Here is a 23418-nt window from a genome sequence, read left to right as displayed (position 1 = left end):
CGGAGATCCTGCCCGCGCCGCGTCTGGCGACAGGCAGCGCGTGCCAGCAAATTGCGCTATGACTTTCTGCGAAGACGCCCACTAGCATTGGGCTCAGCTCCGTAAATTGGAGAAAGTCGATTGAGCCGCTTTCACGGCGCTTTGCCCTTTTCCAATGAGGCTTCCAGCGAAAAGCTGAAACAGGGCTATGGCGATTCCACCGGCAGCGGGACATGCCGTTCCACGGCCAGCGGCCGCAGCGCCGGCATGATCGCTGGATGCAGTGCCAAGCCGTCGCGCAGGTGCCGCGCCTTGCGCGCCAGCCCGCCCTCACCGGGCAGGCGCACGCGTTCCACGCCCGGTCGCGGGCGGCTCGCGTGCGAGGCATCGCGCAACTGATCGACCTGCCGCGCGAAGGCCTTGAGCCCGCCAAAGGCCTCGGGGTCAATCACCTGCACAAACACCGTCGCACCCCAGCCTTCGGGCGGGTCAGCGCGGCCAAAGCCGGCGAGGCCGCCGGTCATCGCCTCGATCATCAACCCGAGCCCGAAGCCCTTGTGGCCGGCGTCCAGCCCGCCGAGCGGCAGCAGCGCGCCTTTCGGTTCGGTGAAGGCGACCGCCGGGTCGGTGCTGCCGTGACCGTCGCTATCGACGTACCAGATGCCCGGCGCGCGGCGCCCTTCCTTCATCATCCGCTGCGATGGCCCGTTGGCGGTGATCGAGCTGGAGATGTCGATCATGATCGGGTCGCTACCCGTCGGGATGCCGACCGCAATCGGGTTGGGCGTCATGATCGGCGTGATGCCGCCATGCGGCGCCACGCTCGCGCCCGAGGGATCGGAGCTTTGCACTGTCACCAGCAAGCCGGCACGAGCGGGCGCTTCGAGGTAAGCGGCCAGACAGGCGATGTGGTGGGCGTGCTTGATGACGACGGTGCCCGTGCCGTGCTCGCGCGCCATGTCGCTGGCGCGCGCAATCGCGCGCTCGGTCAGCCACAGACCGGACAGCCGCTGCCCGTGCCACAGCTCGCTCACGGTGCGCCGGTTTTCCACCACCGGATCGCCTGCCGCGCGCAGGCTGCTGTCGGCGAGCGCCTTCAGGTAGCCCGGCAGCAGCGCCAAGCCGTGCGTGCTGTGCCCGAGCAGGTCTCCCTCGAGCAGTAGACGCGCGCTGACTGCAGCGATGTCCTCGCGCATCCCGTACGCACGGTAGAGCGCCGCGCAAAAGTCCACCAGGCTCGCTGCCGGATAACGGCCGCTGCCATGATTGCCATCGATCGCTGCCTGGCTCATTGCTGTCCTTCCCCTACACTCGCGCGGATGTTGTCCGCCAATGCTACGCCGTCGCCACCGCCTGTCGCGAACCCCGTTTCTGCCGCGCCCGCATTGGCCGAATCGCTGACCGTAAGCATCGTGGTGCATCGGCTGCATCGCGATGAGCTGCTGCGCAATCTGCAAACGCTGGGCGTCGCCGCGCAACGGCAGCCCGCCACACAGGTCCGTCTGGTGCTGATCGACAACAGCGACGCCAGCGAACTCGGCGAAGCATTGCGGGCACTGGCGCAGCAATCGGGCTGGCCGGGTGCGCGCGTGCTTTCCGGTCATGGCAACGTGGGCTACGGCGCCGGGCACAACCTTGCCATCCTCGCGTCGGCCGACGCAGCGCATCTGGTGCTGAACCCTGACGTGGAACTAGATCCCGATGCGCTGAGCGGTGGCCTTGCCACGCTCGCTTCACCAGAGGTGGTGCTGGTCGGCGCGGTGGGGCGTGACGCCGATGGCCGGCCCGGCTATCTGTCCAAACGCATGCCCAGCATGTGGACGTTCTTCCTGCGCGGCTTCGCGCCCGCGTGGCTGAAGCGCCGCTTCGATGCACGGCTCGCGCACTACGAGTATCGCGACCTGCCTTCGGATCGTGTGAGTGATGTCACGCTCGTTTCGGGAGCTTTCATGCTGGCGCGAACGTCGGCCCTGCAGGCGGTCGGCGGCTTCGATGAGCGTTACTTCCTGCATTTCGAGGATCTTGATCTCTCGCTGCGCATGCACGCCCAGGGGCGCGTGGTCAGCGACCCCGGCGTTACCTTGATCCATCACGGCGGGCATGCAGCCAGGAAGGGCCTCGCGCATCTGCGCCTGTTCCTGCGTAGTGGCCTGCGTTTTTTCAACACGCACGGCTGGCGCTGGCTTTAGCAGGCTGCCGGATGCCTTGCTGTCGCCACCTACAATGGCTGCCGACAAGACCGACTACCAGAACCAGCACATGCGTCCCTCCCAGCGAAAACCCGACCAACTGCGCACCGTCGCCATCACGCCGCACTTCACGCGCCACGCTGAAGGCTCGGTGCTGATCGAATGCGGGCATACCCGCGTGCTTTGCACCGCGAGTGTGGAAAACGGCGTGCCGGGCCACAAGAAGGGCTCGGGCGAGGGCTGGGTGACGGCGGAGTACGGCATGCTGCCGCGCTCCACGCACACGCGGTCACGGCGTGAGGCGGCCAGCGGCAAGCAGAGCGGCCGCACGCAGGAAATCCAGCGTCTGATTGGGCGGTCGCTACGCGCGGTGGTCGATCTGAAAAAGCTCGGCGAACGCCAGATCACGCTCGATTGCGACGTGTTGCAGGCAGACGGCGGAACCCGTTGCGCGTCGATCACCGGCGCCTACGTGGCGCTGGCGATTGCCTGCAACAAGCTGGTCGCTGCGGGCGCACTGCCGGTTTCGCCGCTCACCGATTCGGTCGCTGCGGTGTCAGTCGGCGTTTTCGAGAGCACGCCTGTGCTCGACCTCGATTACGACGAAGATTCCAACTGCGAGACCGACATGAACGTGGTGATGACCGGCAATGGCGGCTTCGTCGAAGTGCAGGGCACCGCTGAAGGCAAGCCATTCAGTCGCACCGAAATGGATGCGCTGCTGGCGCTGGCGGCCGATGGGCTGAAGCAGTTGACGGCGGCGCAGAACGCGGCGATTGCATCGGCTTGACCAGTTGAGGCATGCGATTGATCGCAAGTGATTTGTAGGGCGGGCAATGCCCGCCGTCGCGCACCAGTCGGCCAATGCCCGACCTACAAGATATGAATCTGCAAAAACTCGTCATCGCCACCGGCAATCAGAAAAAGCTCAAGGAATTCGAACGCCTGCTGGCGCCGCTGGGCATCGAAGTGCTGCCGCAGAGCGCATTCAACGTGCCGGAAGCGCCGGAGCCGCATTGCACCTTCCTCGAAAACGCGCTTGTCAAGGCGCGTAACGCGGCGCGGCACACGGGTTTGCCGGCGCTGGCGGACGATTCCGGCATCTGCGTGCACGCGCTCGGTGGCAATCCCGGCGTGAACTCCGCGTACTACGCTGGATCGCAGAAAAGCGATGCCGATAACAACGCGAAACTGATGGCTGATTTACGCGATGTGGCGGATCGCGGCGCCCATTACACGGCAGTCCTCGCACTCGTCATGCGCGAGGACGACCCGGAACCGATCATCGCCGAGGGGCGCTGGTACGGCGAGGTGATCGACACACCGCGCGGCAATGGCGGCTTCGGTTATGACCCGTACTTCCTCGACCCGGAAATTGGCTTGACCGGCGCCGAGATGCCGATTGACCAGAAGGGCACGCGCTCGCACCGCGGCCGCGCTTTTGCCAAACTGGTGATCGAATTGACTGAACGACTGGGAGTGCACGATGCAGGCCGTGCTTGATGCCATCGAGGCACGCGTGATCGGCACCATGATCGAAAAGCGCATCACGGTGCCGGACAGCTATCCGCTCACCATCAACACGCTGGTCAACGGCTGCAACCAGTCCAATAACCGCGCGCCCGTTACTGCGCTGAGTGAGAGCGAAGTCACCAGCGCGGTGGAGCGCCTGCGTGAGCGCGGCTTTACCAGCCTCTACACCGGCGCTGCGACACGGGTGCCCAAGTACGCCGAGACCTTTTGCGAAAAGCTCGGTCTGTCGCCGCGCGAGTCTGCCCTACTGTGCGAGCTGATGCTGCGCGGCGCGCAGATGCCCGGTGAACTGCGTTCCCGCGCCGAACGCATGCACGCCTTCGCCGATCTGGCCGAGGTGGAGATCACGCTCAAGGCAATGGGCGAGCTGACGCCGCCACTGGTGGTGCAATTGCCACGTGAGGCCGGCGCCCGCGCCGCGAAGTGGCAGCACATGCTGTTCGGTGGTGAACTGCCAGCAGCCGACGCGCCTGCGCTGCCGCCGTCGAAAGCCGATCGTGAAACCGCGCTCGTCGAACGCGTTGCTGCGCTGGAGGCGAAGGTCGCCGAGCTTGAGGACGCGCTGACCGCGTTGCGCGTGCAACTGGGCGCCTGAGCGGCTAACGGTTGACGGCTCGCGCGACGTGCCGCTACGGATGGCCCGCGCGGCCGGTCGCCGGCGTCGCCGGATGCCAGTCGTTATCCCAGTAGGTGATGAGTTGTGGCTCTGTTACCCGCGCCGTGAAGCGGAGCGCGGCATCGGTACGGTTGTGCCCGGGAATCAGGTGGTGGCGCAACTGTGACCGCCAGGGTTGCGCGTGACGCGCCGTGAGGTGGTCACCCATCCCCATCAGGTCCTCACGCTGCTGCAGCGACACGCCGTAGTTGGCATCGCTGTTTCCTGACCCGTTGACGTGACCCAAGCCGAGTGTGTGCCCGAACTCGTGCAGCACCGTACTTTGCAGATAGCTGACCCGATGGCGCTCGCTGCCGACGCGCGTGCGGCGGTCATTCCAGCCGTAGGCCAGATCGCGATGGGTGAACAGGCCAAGTCGACGGTCGGCGGCAGCGAACGACCGGAAGGTGGTTTCGCGCGGCTTGATGATGTAGTAGCGGTGATGCGCCTCCGCAGCCGTCGTCACCAGCGCCAGCGAGAGATGGCAATCAATGGTCGCCGGGGTTGTGACGTTCGGGCGCGGCGAATACCAGGGCTGGTTCGGCGTGAGCTCGAACTTGTCATCCCAGTAACGGGTGATGATGTTGGCGAAGTTGCGGCTGAAGTCGCTCCACTCGCGGTCAGTCCAGGCTTCGAGGTGAAACTGGCCGTAGGAACCGTCATGCAGGATGCCGTTGCCAGTGCAGTAGGTGCCCGCAGCGTTGAAGTGCGTGGTCGGCTCGCAGCGAATCAGCTGGATCTTGAACTGCAGCATCAGATTCAACTGACGGTCGTCCATGGGCATCAGCATCGAATCGCGGCTGTGGGCGGTGTGGAAAAGGCGAAGTTGCATGGCGGTCTCCAGCAGATGGGCTGACGTGATTCAGTAGACGCAGGCAGCCGCGCCTTCACGACATCCGCGAGTTCCGCATAATGGCGACCCGTTTGCCACCCATGCCTACGCCGATGTCGTCCCACCCGCCGGAAGCCACCACCAACCCCGCCGCACGCAAACCGATCACCCTGCTCCGCCTGCGTGAGCTGCACGCCGCTGGTGAAAAACTCACCATGCTCACCTGCTACGACGCGAGCTTTGCGCGCGTGGCGGACGACGCCGGTGTTGAGCTGCTGCTGGTGGGTGACTCGCTGGGTATGGTGCTGCAGGGCCGCAGCAGTACGCTGCCGGTGACGCTGGAGGACATGGCTTACCACGTGCGTTGTGTCGCCGCTGGCAACCGCACGGCGTTTGTCATCGGTGACCTGCCGTTCGGCAGTTATCAGCAGTCGCGCGAGCAGGCGATGGCGAGTGCCACCACGCTGATGCAGGCGGGCGCGCAGATGGTCAAGCTCGAAGGTGGTGGCTGGACCCCGGAGACCGTGCGCTTTCTCACCGAGCGCGGCGTACCGGTGTGCGCTCATCTCGGGCTAACCCCGCAGTCCGTGCACGCGCTTGGCGGCTACCGCATTCAGGGCAAGACCGAGGAGGCCGCCGCGACGCTGAAGACGCATGCGCGGGAGCTCGCCGACGCAGGGGCCACGCTGCTGGTGCTGGAGCTGATTCCGTCGGCGCTCGCAGCAGAAGTCACCGCGTCGCTGCCAATCCCGACCATCGGCATCGGTGCGGGTGTGGATTGCTCCGGGCAGGTGCTGGTGCTGCACGACATGCTCGGCATCACGCGCGGCAAGCTGCCGCGCTTTGTAAAGAATTTCATGGCGGGCAATGACAGCATCGAGCATGCGATCCGCAGTTACGTTGCTGAAGTGAAGGCGAAGACTTTTCCCGACAATGCGATTCATGGCTACTGATCGCCGTCAGCAAACGTCATTGGTCATTCGTCACTCGTCATGGCGCTGCAAGCGCCGCTAACGATGCTCGGCCCCCACTTCACCGCTCTGCCGCCGCTCTCGCTCTACATCCACATCCCGTGGTGCGTGCGCAAGTGCCCTTACTGCGACTTCAATTCGCATGAGCGGCCTGACGGTTCCACTGGCGTACCGGAACGCGAATACATCGACGCGCTGATGAGCGATCTCGAAGTGCAACTGCCCGAGTTCTGGGGCCGCACGATCCACACGGTCTTCATCGGTGGCGGCACGCCCAGTCTGTTTTCGGCGCAGGCGATAGCCGATCTGCTCGCCGGGGTGCGGGCACGGACGCGGCTGTCGCCGGAGGCGGAGATCACGCTGGAGGCGAATCCCGGAACATTTGAAATGGAGAAGTTTGCAGGCTTTCGCGAGGCGGGCGTCACGCGGCTTTCCATCGGCATCCAGAGTTTCAACGATGCGCATTTGCATGCGCTGGGCCGCATTCACAACGGCACCGAGGCGCGGCGCGCGATCGAGATCGGCCTCGCCACCATCGGCAACGTGAATCTTGACCTGATGTTCGCGCTGCCCGCCAGCCGCACCGGGGGCGAGGCGCAAACTATGGTGGAGTGCGAGATCGATGTGCGGGCGGCGCTCGCCTTCGGCACGCCGCACCTGTCGTTCTACCAACTGACGCTGGAGCCGAACACGGTGTTCGCCAAGAAGCCGCCACCGCTGCCGGACCACGATCTGGCGGCGGACATGCAGTTGCGCGTTGAGCAGCTGCTCAGCGAGGCAGGGTATGAGCACTACGAAACCTCGGCCCACGCCCGGCCGGGGCGACGCTGCCAGCACAACCTCAACTACTGGGGCTTTGGCGACTATGTGGCGATTGGCGCGGGTGCCCACGGCAAACTGACCACGCCGGGCGGACCGCCGGGCTCCGGACAGCAGGCGAAGATCGTGCGCACGGAACGGGTGAAGCAGCCGCGTGACTACATGCAGAAGGCGCTCAGCGCGGACCCGGCCAGCTGCGTCTTCGAGCGGCGCGAGGTCACTCGTGGCGAGGTTGGTTTCGAGTTCATGCTGAACGCGTTGCGGCTGACGGAAGGTTTCCCGGTGGCGTGGTTCTCCGAACGTGCTGGCTACCCCGTGTCGCTGGTCAGTCGGGCGCTGGACGAGGCTGAGCGCGAGGGACTGCTGGTGCGCACGCATGAGGTCGTGCGTCCGACGGAAAGGGGCCAGCGCTTCTTGAACCGGATGCTGGAAAAATTCCTCACCTGACGGACGCGACAAGGCGAAAATCAGCGATTGGCCCGTCGTGATTTCTCCACAGCTTTTGGCGCAAACAGCCGTGTGAATAGGGCTTCAATGCTGATTTGACCAAATCTCGACTTGGTGCTCTTTATCGTTACGGGCCCTTTTCGAATGGGCCTTGAGCTAAAAAGCTGACAGCTAGGGAACACCGGTCTCGCGACTCCCGACAGCAATCCTCAAGCCAGCCCGCTATACTGCCTAGCATGGATATTGCAGTAGATTCTGTCGCTGTCTTGCGACGCGCTCGCTCGGTGCTGGCCACCGAGGCGGCCGCGATTGCGGCGGTGGAATCCCGCGTCGGCGCGCCGCTGGTGGCGGCGGTGCAGACGATTCTGAACGCCAGTGGTCGTGTAGTGGTGACCGGCATCGGCAAGTCCGGCCACGTCGGCCGCAAGATCGCAGCGACGCTAGCCTCCACCGGTACGCCGGCGTTCTTTGTACATCCGGCCGAGGCCAGCCACGGCGACATGGGCATGATCACGGCCGACGACGTGGTGATCGCACTGTCCAATTCCGGCGAGGTGGCCGAGGTCAACGCCTTGCTGACGCCAATCAAGCGCGTCGGCGCCCGCATCATTGCCATCACCGGCAACGAAAATTCCACGCTTGGCACCGAGGCCGACATCACGCTTGACGCGGGTGTCAGCACCGAAGCCTGCCCACTCGGGCTGGCGCCAACGGCCAGCACCGCCGCCGCGATGGCGCTGGGCGACGCACTGGCGATGGCCCTGCTGGAGGCGCGCGGCTTTACCGCAGAGGACTTCGCGCGCTCGCATCCGGGTGGCTCGCTCGGGCGGCGCCTGCTCACCCACGTGCGCGACGTCATGCGCATTGGCACCGCCATCCCGACTGTGGCACTCGACGCTACCGTGGCGCAGGCGCTGTTCGAGATTACCGGCAAAGGCATGGGCATGACGGCAGTCGTCACCCCGGACGGCGCCGTGGCCGGCATCTTCACCGATGGCGATCTGCGCCGCTGTCTGCCGAAAGTTTCCGACTTCAGCGCTGCGAAAGTGGCTGACTTCATGACGGTGAAGCCGGTCAGCATTGGCCCCGACGAGCTGGCGGTCGAAGCGGTCTCAGTGCTCGAACAGGGCCGCAAGACGCAGCTTCTCGTGGTGGACGCTGCCGGCAAGCTGGTCGGCGCCCTGCACATGCATGATCTGCTGCGCGCGAAAGTGGTTTAAGAGAACCGGTAATGGCACGACTGATGACCCCCCGCCCCCCCACCGTTGCCGAGCGCATGCTCGCCGTGCGCGGGCTCGTTTGTGACGTGGACGGCGTGCTGACCGACGGCAAGCTCAATTACTTCGGCAGCGACGAGATGAAGTCGTTCTCGGTGCTTGATGGCTTTGGCATCACGCTTGCCAAACAGGCCGGCTGGAAGGTGGCGATGCTCACCGCGCGTGGCGGCCCCGCTGTCGAGCGCCGTGCCCGTGAGCTGGATGTTGAGCTGGTCAGCGGCGAGCGCAACAAGGGCGTCGCTTTCGCTGCGATCTGTGAACGATGGGCCTTGCCCGCTGCCAATGTCGCCTACATCGGCGACGACTGGCTCGACCTGCCAGCGCTAGTGCAGGCCGGGCTGGCCGCGACGGTGCCGAATGCCGCCGCCGCTGTTCGCCAGCGCGCGCACTGGCTGGCAACGCTCAATGGCGGCGATGGCGCGGTGCGCGAGATGATCGAGGCGGTGCTGCGCGTGCAGGGCCGGCTGGATGAGCTGGTGCAACGCTACCTGACAGGCAGCGGCACATGAGCACGACGCTGGTCTGGCGCAAACGGCAGGACCGGCTGGCCGCGCTGTTTCCGCTGTTTGCGGTGGCCATCTTTGCGGTGCTGACGTTCTGGCTCGATGCACGGGTGACGGATAGCGTAAGGGCACAGAAGGCTTCAGCGTTACCCGCCCCCGATCACTTCATTCAGGGCTTTCGGATCGAACGAACTGCAGCAGATGGCCGCATTGAGAGCACCATGATCGGTGGTCTGGCGGTGCATGTGCCGGCGACGCAGAGCACCGTGGTTTACGAACCGCGCTACGAGAATGAACCTGCGGGCAAACCAAGAATGGATGTCCGCGCGGCACGCGCAGTGCTTAGCAGCGCGACTGCCGGCGGCGGACTGGAACAGGTGGATTTCTCCGGCAAGGTGGTTGCGCGGCAGGCGGCCAGCCCCGGTCGCGACGCCGTGACGTACGAGAGCGAAACGCTTACCGTGTTCCCGAAGACCCAGCAGGCGCGCACCGAATCGACCACCCGCACCGTCAGCGGTGACCGTGTGATGGTGACTCAGGGCTTGCAGGTTGACGCCGAGAAAAAGCAGGGACAAACCAGTCGCGGTATCGAAATCGAGCTGCGCCCGAAAGACGCAGCCAGCAAGGATTGATCAAGGAATGGCCATGACAAATTTGCCGTACCCAAACCACCGATACCGGACAGCAAGTGCAATTGCCTTGTTGCTCGCGGTGCTGGCACCCGTGCTCGCGCACGCCGAAAAGGCCGACCGCAAGGAAAAGGTCACCATCAACGCCATCGATGGTGACGCCGACCACGCCAAGGGGTTCTATCGGCTCGAAAAGTCGGTGGTGATCACCCAGGGCACGCTGCGCATCGCGGCCGACAAAGGCACCGCGCAGACCTCGGCGGATGAAAACTACAACGCCACATTGACCGGCAAACCGGTCTGCTTCCGGCAGCGCACCGACAACGGTGACTGGGCGCAGGGCGTCGCCGATCGCGTGGACTACGACAGCGGCAAGGGCATCGTCGAACTGTTCGGCAACGCCATCCTGTTTGTTGGCGACGACGAAACGCGCGCCAACTACATTACCTACAACACCCAGACCAGCAAGTACGAGGCGCGTGAGTCCAAACAGCGCGCCAGTGAGGGCAAGGGCGTGACCTTCGTGCTGCAGCCGCGTGACAAGGAAGAAGCGCCCAAAAAAGACGGCGCTGCTGCGGACGCCAGCAAACCTGCAGCCAAACCCGCGGCCGCGAAGGCCGCCACACCGCCAAAGCGCAATGAGCCAGCTTTCAGCCGTTGCGCTTAAGAAGCGCTACAAGTCACGCACCGTCGTTCACGACGTATCACTCACCGTAGACAGCGGTGAGGTGGTGGGCTTGCTGGGGCCGAACGGTGCCGGCAAGACCACCTGCTTCTACATGATCGTGGGCCTGGTCGCCGCTGACGGCGGCATCATCAAGCTTGATCAGACCGAGCTGACCCACCTGCCGATTCATGAGCGCGCGCGCAAGGGGCTCTCCTATCTGCCGCAGGAAGCCTCCATCTTCCGCAAGTTGACAGCGGGCGAGAACATCCGCGCCATTCTTGAATTGCGGGAGAAGGATGACTCCGTCATCGCCCGCGAACTGCAGGCGCTGCTTGATGACCTGGCCATCGCTCACCTGCGCGATACGCCGTCAGTGGCACTGTCGGGCGGCGAACGCCGCCGTCTCGAAATTGCCCGTGCGTTGGCCTCGCGGCCGCGCTTTATTTTGCTTGACGAGCCTTTCGCCGGCGTTGATCCGATTGCGGTGATTGAGATCCAGCGCATCGTGCGCTTCCTGCGCGAGCGTGGCATCGGCGTGCTGATCACCGATCACAACGTGCGCGAAACGCTCGGTATCTGCGACCGCGCCTACATCATCAGCGAAGGCCGGGTGCTGGCCGACGGACATCCCGACGAGATCATCGGTAATGAGTCGGTTCGCAAGGTTTATCTGGGCGAGCATTTCCGTTTGTAGGCGACATTGAAGGCAGGACTTCAACTCAAACTGGCGCAGCACCTGACGCTGACGCCGCAACTGCAACAGTCGATCCGGCTGTTGCAGCTGTCCACCCTCGAACTGCAACAGGAGATCACCGCCGCACTCGCTGAAAACCCGCTGCTGGAGCTGGCTGATGCCGACGGCGGCGATGAGGGTGACGGTGGTCTGGTGGTGTCGCTTGATGCGCTGGCCGCTGCGCCCGAGCGTGACAGCGTGCTGGACGGCAGCGATGTGCTGGCGGCGGCGTCAGCAGAGCGCATTGACACAGCTGGCTTCGAGGTGCTCAACGGCGCGGACGCGATCAATGCGACGGATGGCAACGACGGTGGCGCGGATACCGGGGACGCCTTTGAAGCGGGTGTTTTCGAATCCGATCTGGGCGGCGATAACGTACCAGGCAGTGACTTTGAGGCCGCTACGGCGACCGCGCCGGGCGCGGGCGATGGCGCCGACAGTGACCAGCCGAGCCTTGATTTCTCGGAGTGGGGCAGTTCCGGGGCAGGCAGCTTCGACGACGACGACGAATCGTTCGAGTCGCAACGATCAGCCCCGGAGAGCCTGACCGAACACCTGCGCTCGCAGCTGCCGTTTGTTGACGCCTCTCCCGAGGTGGAGCAACTGTTGCGCGCCATGATCGAGTGTCTCGACGAGGATGGCTTTCTCGGCGTGACCCGCGAAGACATTGAGGCCCTGCTGCCGCGCGATGTCGATGCAATGAGTGGTGAAGCGATCATCGCCGAGGCGGACTGGGCCGCTGCGCTGCGGCTGTTGCAGGGCTTTGATCCGCCCGGTGTCGGTGCCCGCGACTTGCGTGAATGCCTGCTGCTGCAGCTGGCGTCGCATCGCAACAATGCCGATGTCCGTCTCGCCCGCCGCATCGTGGCTGAGGCGCTGGATGCGCTCGGGCGCCGCGACTACGTGCAGATCCGCAAGCTGTTCGACATTGATGATGAGGATCTGAAGGCCGCTCATGCGGTGATCCGGACGCTGACGCCGCGACCCGGCGCACCGTTTGCCGATGTCTCATCGGTGCAGATGATTCCTGACGTTATCGTGCGCCGCAGCAAGCGGCGCTGGGTGGCCGAACTCAATCCGGTGGCGGTGCCGCGGCTGAGCGTCAACACGGTTTATGCCGACATGCTGCAACGCCAGAAGGAAGGTCGTTCCACTCCGCTGTCAACCCAGTTGCAAGAAGCTCGCTGGTTGGTTAAGAATGTAGCTCAACGGTTCGACACGATTCTTCGGGTAGCCAGCGAGATTGTGGAAAGACAACAGGCGTTCTTTGATCACGGCGAGGTCGCCATGCGCCCGCTGGTGCTCAGGGAAGTGGCCGACGCACTTGGCCTGCACGAATCGACCGTTTCCCGCGTCACCACACAGAAATTCCTTGCTTCGACGCGCGGTTCCTTCGAACTCAAGTATTTCTTCGGCAGCCACGTGGCTACCGATGCCGGCGGCGCTGCGTCTTCGACGGCGATCCGCGCCATGATCAAGTCACTTATTGCAGAGGAGGATGCCAACGAGCCGCTGACCGACAGCCGCATCGCTGAAATGCTTGGAGAACAGGGCATCATCGTTGCGCGCCGGACTGTGGCCAAGTACCGGGAACTGCAAAACATCGCCCCGGTCAACCTGAGAAGGCGCAACTGATACCACGCTGTCGGGGAACGGATCGCTGCGCCGGACAATCAATCCAGTTATCGAGAGGTACGTTCATGAATCTGCACATTACCGGCCATCACGTTGCGGTTACCGATGCGCTGCGCGCCTACATGGTGTCCAAGCTTGATCGGGTCAATCGTCACTTTGATCACGTGATCGACGTCAACGTCGTCATGTCGGTTGAAAAACTGAGGCAAAAGGTTGAGGCGAATGTGCATGTCAGCGGCCGCGAAATCCACGCCGCGTCCGAGGGCGAAAACCTCTACGCCGCCATTGATGAGCTGGCCGACCGGCTGGATCGTCAGGTGCTGCGCCACAAGGAAAGGCTGCAGGTCAGCCGCGACGAGGGTTTCGAGCGCAAGCGCGTTGACCTCAACTGAGCGTTCCATCCTGCGACGGGCGCACGCGGCGGTGTTTGATGCACTGCACTAGAATCGCAGGATTTCGTCGCTGGCCAGCGGCAAGCCCCGCTGGTCTGCTTTAGTCACGTTCATCCCGCCGCATGTGGCGGGATGGGCTTTCCGGATATCGCTACCTGTGAGCCGCCTCGCTGATCTCCTGACGCCAGAAAATGTGTTGCTCGACCTTGATGTCGCCAACAAACGCCGGCTGTTCGAGATCATCGCGCTCGAATCCGAGCTGCGCTACGACTTGACCCCCACCGTGACCGTTGACAGCCTGCTGGCGCGTGAGCGGCTGGGTTCTACCGGGCTCGGCCAGGGCATCGCCATTCCGCATGGCCGCATTCGTGGTCTTGACCGCGCCATCGGTTTCTTCGCGCGGCCGAAGGCACCGATTCCGTTTGAGGCCCCCGACAACCAGCCGGTGCGCGACATCTTTGTGTTGCTGGTGCCGGAGGCGGCTACCGACGAGCATCTGCAAATCCTGTCCGAGCTGGCACAGCGGTTCTCCAATCGCAGCTTCCGCGACGCGCTCACGGCGGCGACCGATCCCAAGGCTATTCACGCCTTGTTCAGCGCGCCGCAATAACGCCCGACTGACCGGCCATGCGAACCGTCGAGCTCTCCCGGCTGTTTGCCGACAATCAGGAACGTCTGGATCTGGTCTGGCTCGCTGGCCGTGATGGCGGCGGGCGTACGCTGTCACGCGACACCACGGCCCAGGCTGACGTTGGCCTGGTTGGCCACATGAATTTCATTCACCCGTTCCGCGTGCAGCTGATCGGGCCGGCCGAAATTGCCTATCTGGGCACCCTTCCACCCGCCGAACAGCAAGCCACCTTTGCGCGCCTGCTGGTCGATGAACTGGGCGCGGTCTTTATCTGCGGCATCGGCGCGCCTCCCGACTACATGGTCGAGCAGTGCGATCGCGCCCACGTGCCGCTGATGCAATGCCCGCACCCGAGCCCGCATGTGGTCGATGTGCTGCGGCTGTATCTGTCGCGTATGCTGGCCGCCAATGCCACACTGCATGGCGTCTTCCTCGACGTGCTCGAGATGGGTGTGCTGATCACCGGGGCGTCCGCGATCGGCAAGAGCGAGCTGGCGCTGGAACTCATCAGCCGTGGCCATGGCCTCATTGCGGACGACATTGTCGAGGTCTACAAAGTGTCGCCGGAGCTGATCGAGGGGCGCTGTCCCGACGTGCTCAAGGACTTTCTTGAAGTGCGCGGCATCGGCATCCTGAACATCCGCACCACCTTCGGCGAGACGGCCGTGCGGCCGCGCAAGTCGCTGAAACTGATAGTGCATCTTGAAGACCACACAGACGAGCAGTTCAAGCGGCTTGACCGCATGAGCGTCAACGCCACTTTTCAGGAAATTCTGGGCGTGAAGATCCGCAAGGTGGTCATCCCGGTTGCCGCCGGCCGCAACCTCGCGGTGCTGGTCGAGACCGCCGTACGCAACTTCGTGCTGAACCTGCGTGGCATCGATTCCACGCGCGAATTCATCGAGCGCCAGGCCAAGCTGATGGAGGAGGGCTGAAGCAGCCCTTCCTGCCTTGTCAGTTCAAATCATCCTCGTGCTCGGTGTCTCCGGCGCCGGCAAAAATGTCGCGCTCGGCGCGCTGGAGGATGTGGGCTTTGCCATCGTCAGCAATCTGCCGGTCGCGCTGCTGGTCGATACGGTTGATGCCATGCTGGCGACCCATACGCAGTCGCTCGGGGTTAGCGTCAACGCGCATTCCCCCACTTTTGTGGCGGACTTCGATCACGGGGTTGCCCGCATCCGCGCACTTCATCCCGCGCTGCCGCTGCGCGTTGTTCGCATTGATGCCAGCGACCAGACCCTGCAGCGGCGTTTCGCCGAAACCCGGCGCAAACACCCGTTTGCCAGCGACGACACCACCCTGCAGGACGCCATTGCCGAAGAACGCTCGCGTCTGCGCGCCGTTGCGGCCAGCGCGTTCGACATCGACACCAGCGCCACCAGCACCCACCTGCTGCGCCAGCGCGTGCGCCAGTTTGCCGCCGCAGTTACTGAGCATGCGGAGAGGCCATTGCTGGAAATTTCGTCCTTCGCCTATCGCGAGGGCATCCCGCCTGACGCCGATCTGGTGTTCGACGCCCGCATCCTGCCCAATCCGTTCTACGAGCCAGGTCTGGCCGCGCTGACCGGCCGCGACGCGCCGGTGATCGACTACCTGCGCGCGCAGCCGGAGACGGCCGCTCTGGTCGATGCCATCGCCACCTATGTTCGCGCATCACTGCCCGGCTTTAGTGCGGACAACCGCGCCCGGATACACATTGCCATCGGCTGCACCGGCGGCAAGCATCGCTCCGTTTACGTTGCCAATGCGCTGAAAACAGCGCTCGAACCCGTTGCCCGCGTGTTGCGCCACGACCGCGAGCACCCCCAACCAGAATAGGCGCCAGCACACAGAGCGCCGCCAACATCATGCTGTCGTTCCTCACCCGCAAGCCGGAGAAAAAACTTCCGGAAATCCTCTCGCTGTTCCCGCTCAGCGCCACGCTGTTTCCTGGCGGTCGCGTCGGCTTGAAGGTATTCGAGCAGCGCTACCTTGAACTGGCCAAGGCACGCATCGCCGACGGTGAGCTGTTCGGTGTGGTGACACTCACCAGCGGCGCCGAAGTGGGCGCGCAGCAGACGTTCGCCAACGTCGGCACCGCCGTCCGTGTGCTGTCCTACGATGTACCGCAGGCGGGTATCTTCCAGCTGGACGTGGTGGGCGAGGACCGCTTCGAGATTGTCCGCTCGTCGCTGGGCCGCACCGGGCTCAATCACGCTGCCGTGCGCTGGATTCGCCCGGAGCCCAAGCTGAAGCTGCCGGACGAATATGCCGAACTGGGCCAGTTGCTTGGCCGCGTGATCGAGCGGAACGGCGCCAGCCGCTTCGCGGAGCCGATCGAGCTGGACGACGCGTCGTGGGTCAGCTCACGGTTGGTGGAAATGCTGCAACTGCCGGCCGGCATCAAGCAGAGCTTGCTGGAAATCAACGACGCAGTACTGCGCCTGAAAACCGTCAAACAGCTGCTGGCACGGGGTAGCGGCGCGCCGGCAGCCGCCGCTTCGTAAAATCACTGGTTTCGACACTTCATATTGGCGCACCATGACGTGCGTCCGCACACTATGGCCGGTCACAGTAAATGGGCGAACATCCAGCACCGCAAGGGGCGTCAGGATGCAAAGAAGGGCAAGATCGCAACCCGCCTGATCAAGGAAATCACCGTTGCTGCCAAGATGGGCGGCAGCAGTCTTGATGGCAATCCGCGGCTCAGGCTGGCGGTCGACAAGGCCTACGACAACAACCTCGCCAAGGACACCATCGAGCGCGCCATCAAGCGCGGCGCTGGCGAGATGGATGGTGTCAATTACGAAGAAATCCGCTACGAGGGCTACGGGATCAACGGCGCGGCGATTATCGTCGATTGCCTGACCGATAACCGCCAGCGCACCGTGAGTGAAGTGCGCCATGCCTTCAGCAAGTACGGCGGCAATCTCGGCACCGACGGCTCGGTGGCGTTCCTGTTCAAGCATTGCGGCACGCTGCTGTTTGCGCCGGGCACCGACGAGAACAAACTGATGGAAGCCGCGCTGGAAGCCGGTGCCGAGGACGTGTTGACCAATGACGATGGCTCAATCGAAGTGGTCACCGGTCCCTACGATTTCGTGACGGTCAAGGAAACGCTTGCCAAGGCGGGCTTCAAATCCGAAATCGGCGAAGTCACCATGAAGGCGCAGAACGAAGTAGTGTTTACCGGCGACGATGCCGTGAAAATGCAGAAGCTGCTCGACGCCTTCGACACGATTGACGACGTGCAGGACGTTTACACCTCGGCAGTGATTGAGGAATAGGAGCGCGCGATGGGCTGGTTCTCGAAGAAGGATGATGGCTTTTTTGTGGCAACCACCACGCCACCGGGCATCGACACCAGCCAGTATGTTGGCGTGGTCAACGGCGAGGCGATCATCGGCGCCAATATCTTCCGCGACATGTTCTCCTCGGTGCGCGACATCGTCGGCGGTCGTGCGGGGGGCTACGAGCGTGCGCTCGCGGGCGCTCGCAATGCGGCGCTGGAGGACATGATCGCCGCCGCAAAGGAACTGGGCGCCACCGGCGTCATCGGCATTGATTTCGACTACGAAGTGCTGGGCGAGACCAACGGCATGATGATGGTGGCCGTCAGCGGCACGGCCGTGAAGATGGTCGTTTGATGCCGTGGGAGCGGCTCCGCCGCGACATTTGGGCGAACCTCGTCGCCCGTCGCGGCGGAGCCGCTCCTACAACAACAGCCAGAAAACGATGGCAGCCACCGCCCGCTACATCCTCGGCATCGACCCCGGCCTGCGCAGCACCGGTTTTGGCCTGATCGAGCAGAGCGGCAGCAAGCTTGCCTACGTCGCCAGCGGCTGTATCAAGACCGACGATAGCGGCACCCTGCCGGAGCGCCTGCTGACCATTGCCGAGGACGTGCAAAGCATCATCACGCAGCACAAGCCGGACGACGTGGTGGTGGAGAAGGTTTTCGTCAACGTCAACCCGCAATCAACGCTGCTGCTCGGGCAGGCGCGCGGTGCCGCGATCACGGCTGCGGTGCTGGCGGGTGTGACGGTGCACGAGTACACCGCGCTGCAGGTCAAGCAGGCCGTCGTGGGCCACGGCAAGGCAGCGAAGGAGCAGGTGCAGGAGATGGTCAAACGCCTGCTCAAGCTCGACGCCACACCACAGGCCGACGCCGCCGACGCGCTCGCCACCGCCATCACCCACGCGCACTCGCGCCAGGGCTTGGGCGCGCTGGCGCCAGAACTGCTCGCCAAGCGCAAAATCCGGCAGCGCGGCGGGCGGATGGTGTGAGCAGCTTTCCGCTGAAAACCGCATTTGAACTGGGCTTTTCGTTACAAATTGCCAATAGTCGATTTTTGGCGTTTTAGCGCGTTGAGCCTTTTGCAGAAGCCATTTGACGCTCAAGCTGATAACTTTTTGACAGAGAAAAATCATGATCGGACGCCTCACCGGCCAGCTCGTCGCCAAGCAACCGCCGCAAATCATCGTTGACGTCGGCGGCGTCGGCTACGAGGTTGACGTGCCGATGAGCACCTTCTACGCGCTGCCCGCCACGGGCGAGCGCGTGCAACTGATGACGCACTATGTCGTGCGTGAGGACGCGCACCTGCTGTTCGGCTTTGCCACCCAGGACGAACGCGCGGCATTTCGCCAGCTCATCAAGGTCACCGGTATCGGCCCCAAAGTCGCACTCGCGGTGCTCTCCGGCCTCTCGGTCGCCGAGCTCAATCAGGCCATCGCGCTGCAGGACGTCAAGCGCCTCACTCGCGTGCCAGGCATCGGCAACAAGACGGCAGAGCGGCTGCTGCTCGAACTCAAGGGCAAGGTTGTCGCCAGCGCTGCTGGCGCAGGCGCCGCGCCCGCCGTCGCCAGCCCGGCGGACGATGTGGTCAACGCCCTGTTGGCGCTGGGCTACAGCGAAAAAGAAGCCGCCGCCGCGTGCCGCGATTTGCCGGCAGATCAACCGCTCAACGATTCGATCCGGCAGGCGTTGAAACTGTTGTCGAAGGCAAAGTAAGCGTCCTGTCCTCCCCCGTTCGTGGTGAGCTTGTCGAACCATGAACCCGTGACGCCGTAGCGCGGGTATTGACCCGCCACAAATTGCTACCAGCCAAGTGTGGATTGGCGAGCGACTTCACTACCCCGTTCGCCCTGAGCCTGTCGAAAGGGCTCCCCTCCCCGTTCGTGGTGAGCCTGTCGAACCATGAACGCAAATAGAAGAGCAAACGTCGATTGAATTGCCACCAGCGCGCTCTGTGGCCGCGCAGGGCCAGTTACTTTTTGGCATTGCCCAAAAAGTAACCAAAAAGGCTAGCCCCTGCACCCCGCTTCGCCCTCCGATGCTCGCAACGGGCGGGACGAATCACGACCATAGGAGCGATTCGGTCATTTGTGAGCCAGCCAACGCGGCAACCCAATGCCGATTGCGCCGGGGACCTGCAAGATTACTCGGGTCCACGACTGCCCGTTGCTCCGCTCCTCGGCGCGGGCTGAAGGGGCACGTACTGGATAACACCGCGTCGGCGGTGTTATCCAGCAGAATATGGCTGAAATTGCCTTGAATTTCTCACGATGACTCTTATCCGTAAATCTTGGTTTCGCATCGGCATTGTGTGCGTCGTGCTTGCGCTACTAAACATTTATGTCCCATACGCGGAGCTGACGCTATTACGTGAAGGCGCATCAAAAGCGCTTCAGGCTACAGCTCTAATTTTCGCTGTTTGCACAGCCTTAGCACTCGCCGTGCTCAACAATTACGTCAGAGGGCTCAAGGAGTCTTCTCTCAAGAGAATTGCAGATATTCGCAGCCTCGTTGAAAAAATCTATGACGCGCACAAGGATTCCGACGATCCTGACATACGCGAAATTCGAGACGTTTATCTGCTGCCTCTTCTGACGCTCACGACAGGACATTGGCTGCAGTTCGATCCAATGAAGCCGATTCTGGAAAAAATCGTTGAGCCAGGCACTCGGTTGACCAAAAAAGACGGTTCGATTTTGCCGCGATATTTTCTTCGTCTCGAAGACGAAATTAACGAACTCGGTATCCTTTATTTGCGGCGCATCGTCGCAGGCTTACACCTGCAAACGATTCAGGGCGTGTTTGTTCTCATTTGCATCGGGATGATCACCATTGCGGCGGCGTTTAGCCTTCCTAATACGCCGTTGTGCAATGTAATTTCGATCAACGCCTCTTTTGCAACGATAGTGTTTTCAACACTCGAGCTTCTGCTGCTTATGAGCTACATCTCACAGGAAGCAAGCGAGGAGTTCCCAGAATCAGACGCGTTGCCTGACGATGAAGCCGAAGACGAATTTGCCGCTGCGAAGACAACTCAAGACTCTTTGCCCACTGCTGTAGAGTCGATTCCGGAGGCCATCAAATCAACTACCACTCCGGGTCCCCATTGATTCGCCCTGAGGAGCGCAGCAACAGGCGGTCCAAGCGTCGCACCATGAGCCCACCAGCGCGCGGCTAGCGCGCCATCGGGCGATTTGTGCGGCGCCCGCCTGTTGTGAGCACCGCAGGGTTCCCGGCGAATCTCTGGGGTCGCCTTTTCTTTGGTGACTTTCTTTTGGCGAAGCAAAAGAAAGTTACTTGCTGTCGGGCAACCCCCGACTTGGTAAACCCCGCCAACTTGGTTGGCAACGCCGCCCCCTCACCCTAGCCCTCTCCCACAAGGGGAGAGGGGACTAATTTGAGGTGCGTTAAGAACGTACCCTACGGGGTTTACGGCTTCATGGTTCGACAGGCTCACCACGAACGGGAGCTCAATACAATACCTGTATGGTCATTCATGATGATTCCCTCGCAAGCGCCGCCTCCGCGCGCGTGCCTGCAGGCATGGACGCGGGCGAGCGGCTGATCGCGCCGAAGAGCGAGGGCACGCAGGAGGACGCGCTGGAGCGCGCGCTGCGGCCGAAGCAGCTTGATGAATACGTTGGCCAGGAAAAGATTCGCGGCCAGATTTCGATCTTCATTGAGGCGGCGAAGTCGCGTCGCGAAGCGCTCGATCACGTGCTGCTGTTCGGCCCGCCGGGGCTGGGCAAGACGACGCTGTCGCACATCATCTCGCGCGAGATGGGTGTGACGATGCATCAGACCTCCGGCCCGGTGCTGGAGAAGAAGGGCGACCTCGCGGCGCTGCTGACCAATCTTGAGCCGAATGATGTGCTGTTCATCGACGAGATTCACCGCATCAGCGCGGTGCTCGAAGAGACGCTCTACAGCGCGATGGAGGATTACGCCATCGACATCATGATCGGCGAAGGGCCGGGCGCGCGCTCGGTGAAGCTCGACCTGCCGCCGTTCACGCTGATTGGCGCCACCACGCGCGCGGGCATGCTGACCAATCCGCTGCGGGACCGCTTCGGCATTGTGGCGCGGTTGGAGTTCTACAGCGACGAGGAACTGTCGCGCATCGTCGCCCGCTCGTCGAACCTGCTCAATGTGAACATGGAAGATGCCGGTGCGCTGGAGATTGCGCGCCGCTCGCGCGGCACGCCGCGCATCGCCAACCGCCTGCTGCGCCGCGTGCGCGACTTCGCTGAAGTGAAGGCGAAGGGGCACGTCACGCGCGAGGTGGCCGATGCGGCGCTGTCGATGCTGGACGTGGACGCCAGTGGGCTCGATGTGATGGACCGCAAACTGCTCGCCACCATCGTCGAAAAATTCTCCGGTGGTCCGGTCGGCGTGGACAACCTCGCCGCTGCGATCAGCGAAGAGCGTGAAACGATTGAGGATGTGATCGAACCCTTCCTGATCCAGCAAGGCTACGTACAGCGAACCAGCCGCGGCCGTATGGCCACCGCACGGGCGTACCGTCACTTTGGTCTGGTGCCGCCGGCGGCGATGGGTACTGGCGAATTGTTCACCGAATGAGCGCTCGCAGCGTGTTCAGCATCCCCGTCCGCGTCTACTACGAAGACACCGACGTCGGTGCCGTCGTCTACTACGCCAACTACCTGCGCTACATCGAACGCGCTCGCAGCGACTGGCTGCGCGCGGCGGGCTTTGAGCTGGACGTGATCCAGCGCGAGCAGAACGCGGTGTTTGTGGTGCGTCGGGTCGAGGCGGATTACTTTCTGCCGGCAACGCTGGGCAATCTGCTCACTGTCACCGCCGAGCCCACCGAGGTGGGTGCCAGCCGCATGGTCATCCGCCAACGCGTCACGCGGCAGGGTGCGAGTGGCGAAGAACTGTTATTCGCGGCGACGGTCACAGTAGCGTTCATCGCCGCCGATCTCTCCGGCCCGCTGCGCATGCCGAAGTCGATGCGCGATACGCTGAAAGCCATGATGCCCAATACTTCCGCGCAGGCACCCGAATGAAACCCACCGCCGATCTTTCGTTCATTCACCTGATCACCGGCGCCAGCGTGCCGGTGCAGGCGGTGATGCTGCTGCTGGTGCTGCTCTCGCTGTGGTCGTGGTGGCTGATCTTCTACAAAGGCGGCGTGCTCAAGCGAGCGGCGAAGCGTAACGCCGGCTTCGACGACTCGTTCTGGCAGGGTTCGGACCTCAACCAGCTCTACGCCCGCATTGCCGAGGGGCGCGAAAAGTTCGGGCCGCAAGCGGATGTCTTCGCTGCCGGGTTTCGTGAATTCATCAAGCAAAAGCGGCAGGCAACGGCGTCGAAAGAAGCTGTGGTCGATGGTACCCGTCGCGCGCTGAAGGCCGCGACGCAGCGCGAAATGGACGGCCTGGAACACCAGTTGCCCGGTCTTGCCACTGTGGCGAGTGTGAGCCCCTACATCGGCCTGCTCGGCACCGTCTGGGGCATCATGAATTCGTTCCGTGGTCTCGCCAGCGTCGGCCAGGCCACGCTCGCGCAGGTGGCGCCCGGCATCGCCGAGGCGCTGATCGCCACCGCCATCGGCCTGTTCGCTGCGATTCCGGCGGTGGTGGCGTACAACCGCTTCCAGGCCCAGCTCGATCGCATCAACACGCAGCTTGAGACCTTTGCGGAAGAGTTTCTGAACATTCTTCAGCGGCAAGCCTAGCGCATGATTCCGGATCAGAATCGATCATGACTTTGTCACTTTCGCCTTGCCGTGCATTCGCACTGTCTGCGGCTCACGGACTTGCCAACACCGGCGTCCTACCCGATCCTGACCCGCAATCGGGAGCCTGACCGTGCGCCGCCGCAAACTCGTCAGCCAGATCAACGTGGTGCCGTTCATCGACGTCATGCTGGTGCTGCTGATAGTGTTCATGATCGCCACGCCATCACTGCGTACTGGCGAGATTGAGCTGCCCAGCGTCGGGCAGCCACTGACGCCGTCGCAGGCCGATCCGATCGAAGTGACGGTGAAGGCCGATGGTTCGCTGTCGATGCGCGATGGTGGCAGCGCGACACAGGGCAAGCTGACACGCGCCACGCTGGTGAACCGGGTGCTGGAGCTGCAGAAGGTCAAGGACCGCCCGGTGGTCATCGCGGCCGACCGCAACGTCAAATACGACGAAGTGGTGGGTCTGCTCGGCGCTTTGCACGCACAGGGTGTGAAGCGCGTGGGTCTGGTCGCCAAAGAAGGCGGCTAGCGCGCCCTGC

General features: G+C 63.2%; 28 protein-coding genes. 26 read left to right on the top strand and 2 right to left on the bottom strand.

All coding sequences use genetic code 11. The annotated features are described in order from the left end of the window. Positions 1-185 precede the first annotated feature (185 nt). The gene (locus FKL89_RS17045; RefSeq protein ID WP_156863932.1) at positions 186-1271 is read right to left on the bottom strand and encodes an Ldh family oxidoreductase; all 1086 of its coding nucleotides are present in this window, start codon (positions 1269-1271) and stop codon (positions 186-188) included. Positions 1272-1298: 27 nt separating this feature from the next. Between FKL89_RS17045 and FKL89_RS17040 the strand changes: the two genes are divergently transcribed. From FKL89_RS17040 to FKL89_RS17025, 4 genes are all read left to right on the top strand, one after another. Continuing rightward, on the top strand, positions 1299-2168 hold the full coding sequence (locus FKL89_RS17040) for a glycosyltransferase family 2 protein (protein WP_156863931.1): 870 nt from the start codon (positions 1299-1301) through the stop codon (positions 2166-2168). 70 nt (positions 2169-2238) lie between these two features. Further along, the gene (gene rph, locus FKL89_RS17035) at positions 2239-2958 is read left to right on the top strand and encodes a ribonuclease PH (RefSeq protein ID WP_156864767.1); all 720 of its coding nucleotides are present in this window, start codon (positions 2239-2241) and stop codon (positions 2956-2958) included. A 98-nt stretch (positions 2959-3056) separates the two neighbouring features. Then, the gene (gene rdgB, locus FKL89_RS17030; RefSeq protein ID WP_181955240.1) at positions 3057-3671 is read left to right on the top strand and encodes an RdgB/HAM1 family non-canonical purine NTP pyrophosphatase; all 615 of its coding nucleotides are present in this window, start codon (positions 3057-3059) and stop codon (positions 3669-3671) included. After that, entirely contained in the window at positions 3655-4296 is a 642-nt protein-coding gene (locus FKL89_RS17025; RefSeq protein WP_156863929.1) for a YceH family protein, read from the top strand. The genes rdgB and FKL89_RS17025 overlap by 17 nt, the downstream gene beginning before the upstream one ends. A 34-nt stretch (positions 4297-4330) precedes the next feature. On the opposite strand, the gene FKL89_RS17020 is transcribed toward FKL89_RS17025, so the two are convergent. Further along, complete coding sequence (locus FKL89_RS17020) at positions 4331-5188, bottom strand: M10 family metallopeptidase domain-containing protein (protein ID WP_156863928.1); 858 nt, start codon at positions 5186-5188, stop codon at positions 4331-4333. Positions 5189-5301: 113 nt separating this feature from the next. Between FKL89_RS17020 and panB the strand changes: the two genes are divergently transcribed. The 22 genes from panB to FKL89_RS16910 all read left to right on the top strand — a co-directional run bounded on the left by panB (position 5302) and on the right by FKL89_RS16910 (position 23408). Continuing rightward, positions 5302-6141, top strand: coding sequence for a 3-methyl-2-oxobutanoate hydroxymethyltransferase (gene panB / locus FKL89_RS17015; protein WP_156863927.1), 840 nt, complete (start codon positions 5302-5304; stop codon positions 6139-6141). Positions 6142-6180: 39 nt separating this feature from the next. Next, entirely contained in the window at positions 6181-7425 is a 1245-nt protein-coding gene (gene hemW / locus FKL89_RS17010) for a radical SAM family heme chaperone HemW (RefSeq protein WP_156863926.1), read from the top strand. Between the two features lie 236 nt (positions 7426-7661). Next, entirely contained in the window at positions 7662-8645 is a 984-nt protein-coding gene (locus FKL89_RS17005) for a KpsF/GutQ family sugar-phosphate isomerase (protein ID WP_156863925.1), read from the top strand. Between the two features lie 23 nt (positions 8646-8668). Further along, the gene (locus FKL89_RS17000) at positions 8669-9211 is read left to right on the top strand and encodes a KdsC family phosphatase (protein WP_238363406.1); all 543 of its coding nucleotides are present in this window, start codon (positions 8669-8671) and stop codon (positions 9209-9211) included. Beyond that, positions 9208-9837, top strand: coding sequence for an LPS export ABC transporter periplasmic protein LptC (lptC, locus tag FKL89_RS16995; protein WP_156863923.1), 630 nt, complete (start codon positions 9208-9210; stop codon positions 9835-9837). Before FKL89_RS17000 ends, lptC begins: the two co-directional genes overlap by 4 nt. 13 nt (positions 9838-9850) lie before the next feature. Beyond that, positions 9851-10501 (top strand): lipopolysaccharide transport periplasmic protein LptA, encoded by a 651-nt coding sequence (gene lptA, locus FKL89_RS16990; RefSeq protein ID WP_162527563.1) that lies wholly within the window; start codon positions 9851-9853, stop codon positions 10499-10501. After that, a complete protein-coding gene (gene lptB / locus FKL89_RS16985; RefSeq protein ID WP_156863921.1) occupies positions 10473-11195 on the top strand; it encodes an LPS export ABC transporter ATP-binding protein in 723 nt (240 codons plus the stop codon). Before lptA ends, lptB begins: the two co-directional genes overlap by 29 nt. Before the next feature lie 6 nt (positions 11196-11201). Then, entirely contained in the window at positions 11202-12869 is a 1668-nt protein-coding gene (locus FKL89_RS16980) for an RNA polymerase factor sigma-54 (protein WP_156863920.1), read from the top strand. Between the two features lie 65 nt (positions 12870-12934). Beyond that, on the top strand, positions 12935-13261 hold the full coding sequence (hpf, locus tag FKL89_RS16975; protein ID WP_156863919.1) for a ribosome hibernation-promoting factor, HPF/YfiA family: 327 nt from the start codon (positions 12935-12937) through the stop codon (positions 13259-13261). A gap of 157 nt (positions 13262-13418) precedes the next feature. Further along, a complete protein-coding gene (locus tag FKL89_RS16970; RefSeq protein WP_156863918.1) occupies positions 13419-13871 on the top strand; it encodes a PTS sugar transporter subunit IIA in 453 nt (150 codons plus the stop codon). 17 nt (positions 13872-13888) lie between these two features. Further along, positions 13889-14827 (top strand): HPr(Ser) kinase/phosphatase, encoded by a 939-nt coding sequence (gene hprK / locus FKL89_RS16965; protein ID WP_156863917.1) that lies wholly within the window; start codon positions 13889-13891, stop codon positions 14825-14827. A gap of 16 nt (positions 14828-14843) precedes the next feature. After that, positions 14844-15710 carry an RNase adapter RapZ gene (rapZ, locus tag FKL89_RS16960; protein WP_156863916.1) on the top strand — a complete coding sequence of 289 codons (867 nt, stop codon included), beginning with the start codon at positions 14844-14846 and terminating at the stop codon, positions 15708-15710. Positions 15711-15739: 29 nt separating this feature from the next. After that, entirely contained in the window at positions 15740-16378 is a 639-nt protein-coding gene (locus tag FKL89_RS16955) for an LON peptidase substrate-binding domain-containing protein (RefSeq protein WP_156863915.1), read from the top strand. 54 nt (positions 16379-16432) lie between these two features. Continuing rightward, positions 16433-17158, top strand: a complete 726-nt coding sequence (locus FKL89_RS16950; protein ID WP_156863914.1) for a YebC/PmpR family DNA-binding transcriptional regulator — start codon at positions 16433-16435, stop codon at positions 17156-17158. Positions 17159-17167: 9 nt separating this feature from the next. Further along, the gene (locus tag FKL89_RS16945; RefSeq protein ID WP_156863913.1) at positions 17168-17518 is read left to right on the top strand and encodes a heavy metal-binding domain-containing protein; all 351 of its coding nucleotides are present in this window, start codon (positions 17168-17170) and stop codon (positions 17516-17518) included. An 88-nt stretch (positions 17519-17606) separates the two neighbouring features. Then, positions 17607-18158 carry a crossover junction endodeoxyribonuclease RuvC gene (ruvC, locus tag FKL89_RS16940; protein WP_156863912.1) on the top strand — a complete coding sequence of 184 codons (552 nt, stop codon included), beginning with the start codon at positions 17607-17609 and terminating at the stop codon, positions 18156-18158. A gap of 142 nt (positions 18159-18300) precedes the next feature. Next, the gene (gene ruvA, locus FKL89_RS16935) at positions 18301-18885 is read left to right on the top strand and encodes a Holliday junction branch migration protein RuvA (protein WP_156863911.1); all 585 of its coding nucleotides are present in this window, start codon (positions 18301-18303) and stop codon (positions 18883-18885) included. A gap of 554 nt (positions 18886-19439) precedes the next feature. Beyond that, entirely contained in the window at positions 19440-20279 is an 840-nt protein-coding gene (locus tag FKL89_RS16930) for a Pre-rRNA-processing protein TSR2-like (RefSeq protein WP_156863910.1), read from the top strand. 433 nt (positions 20280-20712) lie between these two features. Further along, a complete protein-coding gene (gene ruvB / locus FKL89_RS16925) occupies positions 20713-21750 on the top strand; it encodes a Holliday junction branch migration DNA helicase RuvB (protein WP_156864766.1) in 1038 nt (345 codons plus the stop codon). Continuing rightward, positions 21747-22199 (top strand): YbgC/FadM family acyl-CoA thioesterase, encoded by a 453-nt coding sequence (locus FKL89_RS16920; protein ID WP_156863909.1) that lies wholly within the window; start codon positions 21747-21749, stop codon positions 22197-22199. Before ruvB ends, FKL89_RS16920 begins: the two co-directional genes overlap by 4 nt. Continuing rightward, entirely contained in the window at positions 22196-22870 is a 675-nt protein-coding gene (gene tolQ / locus FKL89_RS16915; protein ID WP_156863908.1) for a protein TolQ, read from the top strand. The genes FKL89_RS16920 and tolQ overlap by 4 nt, the downstream gene beginning before the upstream one ends. Positions 22871-23003: 133 nt before the next feature. Next, positions 23004-23408 (top strand): ExbD/TolR family protein, encoded by a 405-nt coding sequence (locus tag FKL89_RS16910; protein ID WP_238363405.1) that lies wholly within the window; start codon positions 23004-23006, stop codon positions 23406-23408. Positions 23409-23418 lie beyond the last annotated feature (10 nt).

Source organism: Casimicrobium huifangae (assembly GCF_009746125.1).
Lineage (GTDB): Bacteria > Pseudomonadota > Gammaproteobacteria > Burkholderiales > Casimicrobiaceae > Casimicrobium > Casimicrobium huifangae.
The sequence above is the reverse complement of the archived record's forward strand: the minus strand, read 5'-3'. Positions and strand labels throughout refer to the sequence as shown.

What these genes read in the sequence shown, in the direction of transcription:
- FKL89_RS17040 (WP_156863931.1), top strand. Translation starts at nt 1,299, where the DNA reads ATGTTGTCCGCCAATGCTACGCCGTCGCCACCGCCTGTCGCGAACCCC.
- FKL89_RS17025 (WP_156863929.1), top strand. Translation starts at nt 3,655, where the DNA reads ATGCAGGCCGTGCTTGATGCCATCGAGGCACGCGTGATCGGCACCATG.
- tolQ (WP_156863908.1), top strand. Translation starts at nt 22,196, where the DNA reads ATGAAACCCACCGCCGATCTTTCGTTCATTCACCTGATCACCGGCGCC.
- FKL89_RS17020 (WP_156863928.1), bottom strand. Translation starts at nt 5,188, where the DNA reads ATGCAACTTCGCCTTTTCCACACCGCCCACAGCCGCGATTCGATGCTG.
- ruvA (WP_156863911.1), top strand. Translation starts at nt 18,301, where the DNA reads ATGATCGGACGCCTCACCGGCCAGCTCGTCGCCAAGCAACCGCCGCAA.
- FKL89_RS16930 (WP_156863910.1), top strand. Translation starts at nt 19,440, where the DNA reads ATGACTCTTATCCGTAAATCTTGGTTTCGCATCGGCATTGTGTGCGTC.
- FKL89_RS16955 (WP_156863915.1), top strand. Translation starts at nt 15,740, where the DNA reads ATGCTGTCGTTCCTCACCCGCAAGCCGGAGAAAAAACTTCCGGAAATC.
- ruvC (WP_156863912.1), top strand. Translation starts at nt 17,607, where the DNA reads ATGGCAGCCACCGCCCGCTACATCCTCGGCATCGACCCCGGCCTGCGC.
- hemW (WP_156863926.1), top strand. Translation starts at nt 6,181, where the DNA reads ATGGCGCTGCAAGCGCCGCTAACGATGCTCGGCCCCCACTTCACCGCT.
- FKL89_RS16945 (WP_156863913.1), top strand. Translation starts at nt 17,168, where the DNA reads ATGGGCTGGTTCTCGAAGAAGGATGATGGCTTTTTTGTGGCAACCACC.
- lptA (WP_162527563.1), top strand. Translation starts at nt 9,851, where the DNA reads ATGACAAATTTGCCGTACCCAAACCACCGATACCGGACAGCAAGTGCA.
- FKL89_RS17005 (WP_156863925.1), top strand. Translation starts at nt 7,662, where the DNA reads ATGGATATTGCAGTAGATTCTGTCGCTGTCTTGCGACGCGCTCGCTCG.
- ruvB (WP_156864766.1), top strand. Translation starts at nt 20,713, where the DNA reads ATGGACGCGGGCGAGCGGCTGATCGCGCCGAAGAGCGAGGGCACGCAG.
- panB (WP_156863927.1), top strand. Translation starts at nt 5,302, where the DNA reads ATGTCGTCCCACCCGCCGGAAGCCACCACCAACCCCGCCGCACGCAAA.
- FKL89_RS17045 (WP_156863932.1), bottom strand. Translation starts at nt 1,271, where the DNA reads ATGAGCCAGGCAGCGATCGATGGCAATCATGGCAGCGGCCGTTATCCG.
- hprK (WP_156863917.1), top strand. Translation starts at nt 13,889, where the DNA reads ATGCGAACCGTCGAGCTCTCCCGGCTGTTTGCCGACAATCAGGAACGT.
- FKL89_RS16950 (WP_156863914.1), top strand. Translation starts at nt 16,433, where the DNA reads ATGGCCGGTCACAGTAAATGGGCGAACATCCAGCACCGCAAGGGGCGT.
- lptB (WP_156863921.1), top strand. Translation starts at nt 10,473, where the DNA reads ATGAGCCAGCTTTCAGCCGTTGCGCTTAAGAAGCGCTACAAGTCACGC.
- lptC (WP_156863923.1), top strand. Translation starts at nt 9,208, where the DNA reads ATGAGCACGACGCTGGTCTGGCGCAAACGGCAGGACCGGCTGGCCGCG.
- rph (WP_156864767.1), top strand. Translation starts at nt 2,239, where the DNA reads ATGCGTCCCTCCCAGCGAAAACCCGACCAACTGCGCACCGTCGCCATC.
- FKL89_RS17000 (WP_238363406.1), top strand. Translation starts at nt 8,669, where the DNA reads ATGACCCCCCGCCCCCCCACCGTTGCCGAGCGCATGCTCGCCGTGCGC.
- hpf (WP_156863919.1), top strand. Translation starts at nt 12,935, where the DNA reads ATGAATCTGCACATTACCGGCCATCACGTTGCGGTTACCGATGCGCTG.
- FKL89_RS16920 (WP_156863909.1), top strand. Translation starts at nt 21,747, where the DNA reads ATGAGCGCTCGCAGCGTGTTCAGCATCCCCGTCCGCGTCTACTACGAA.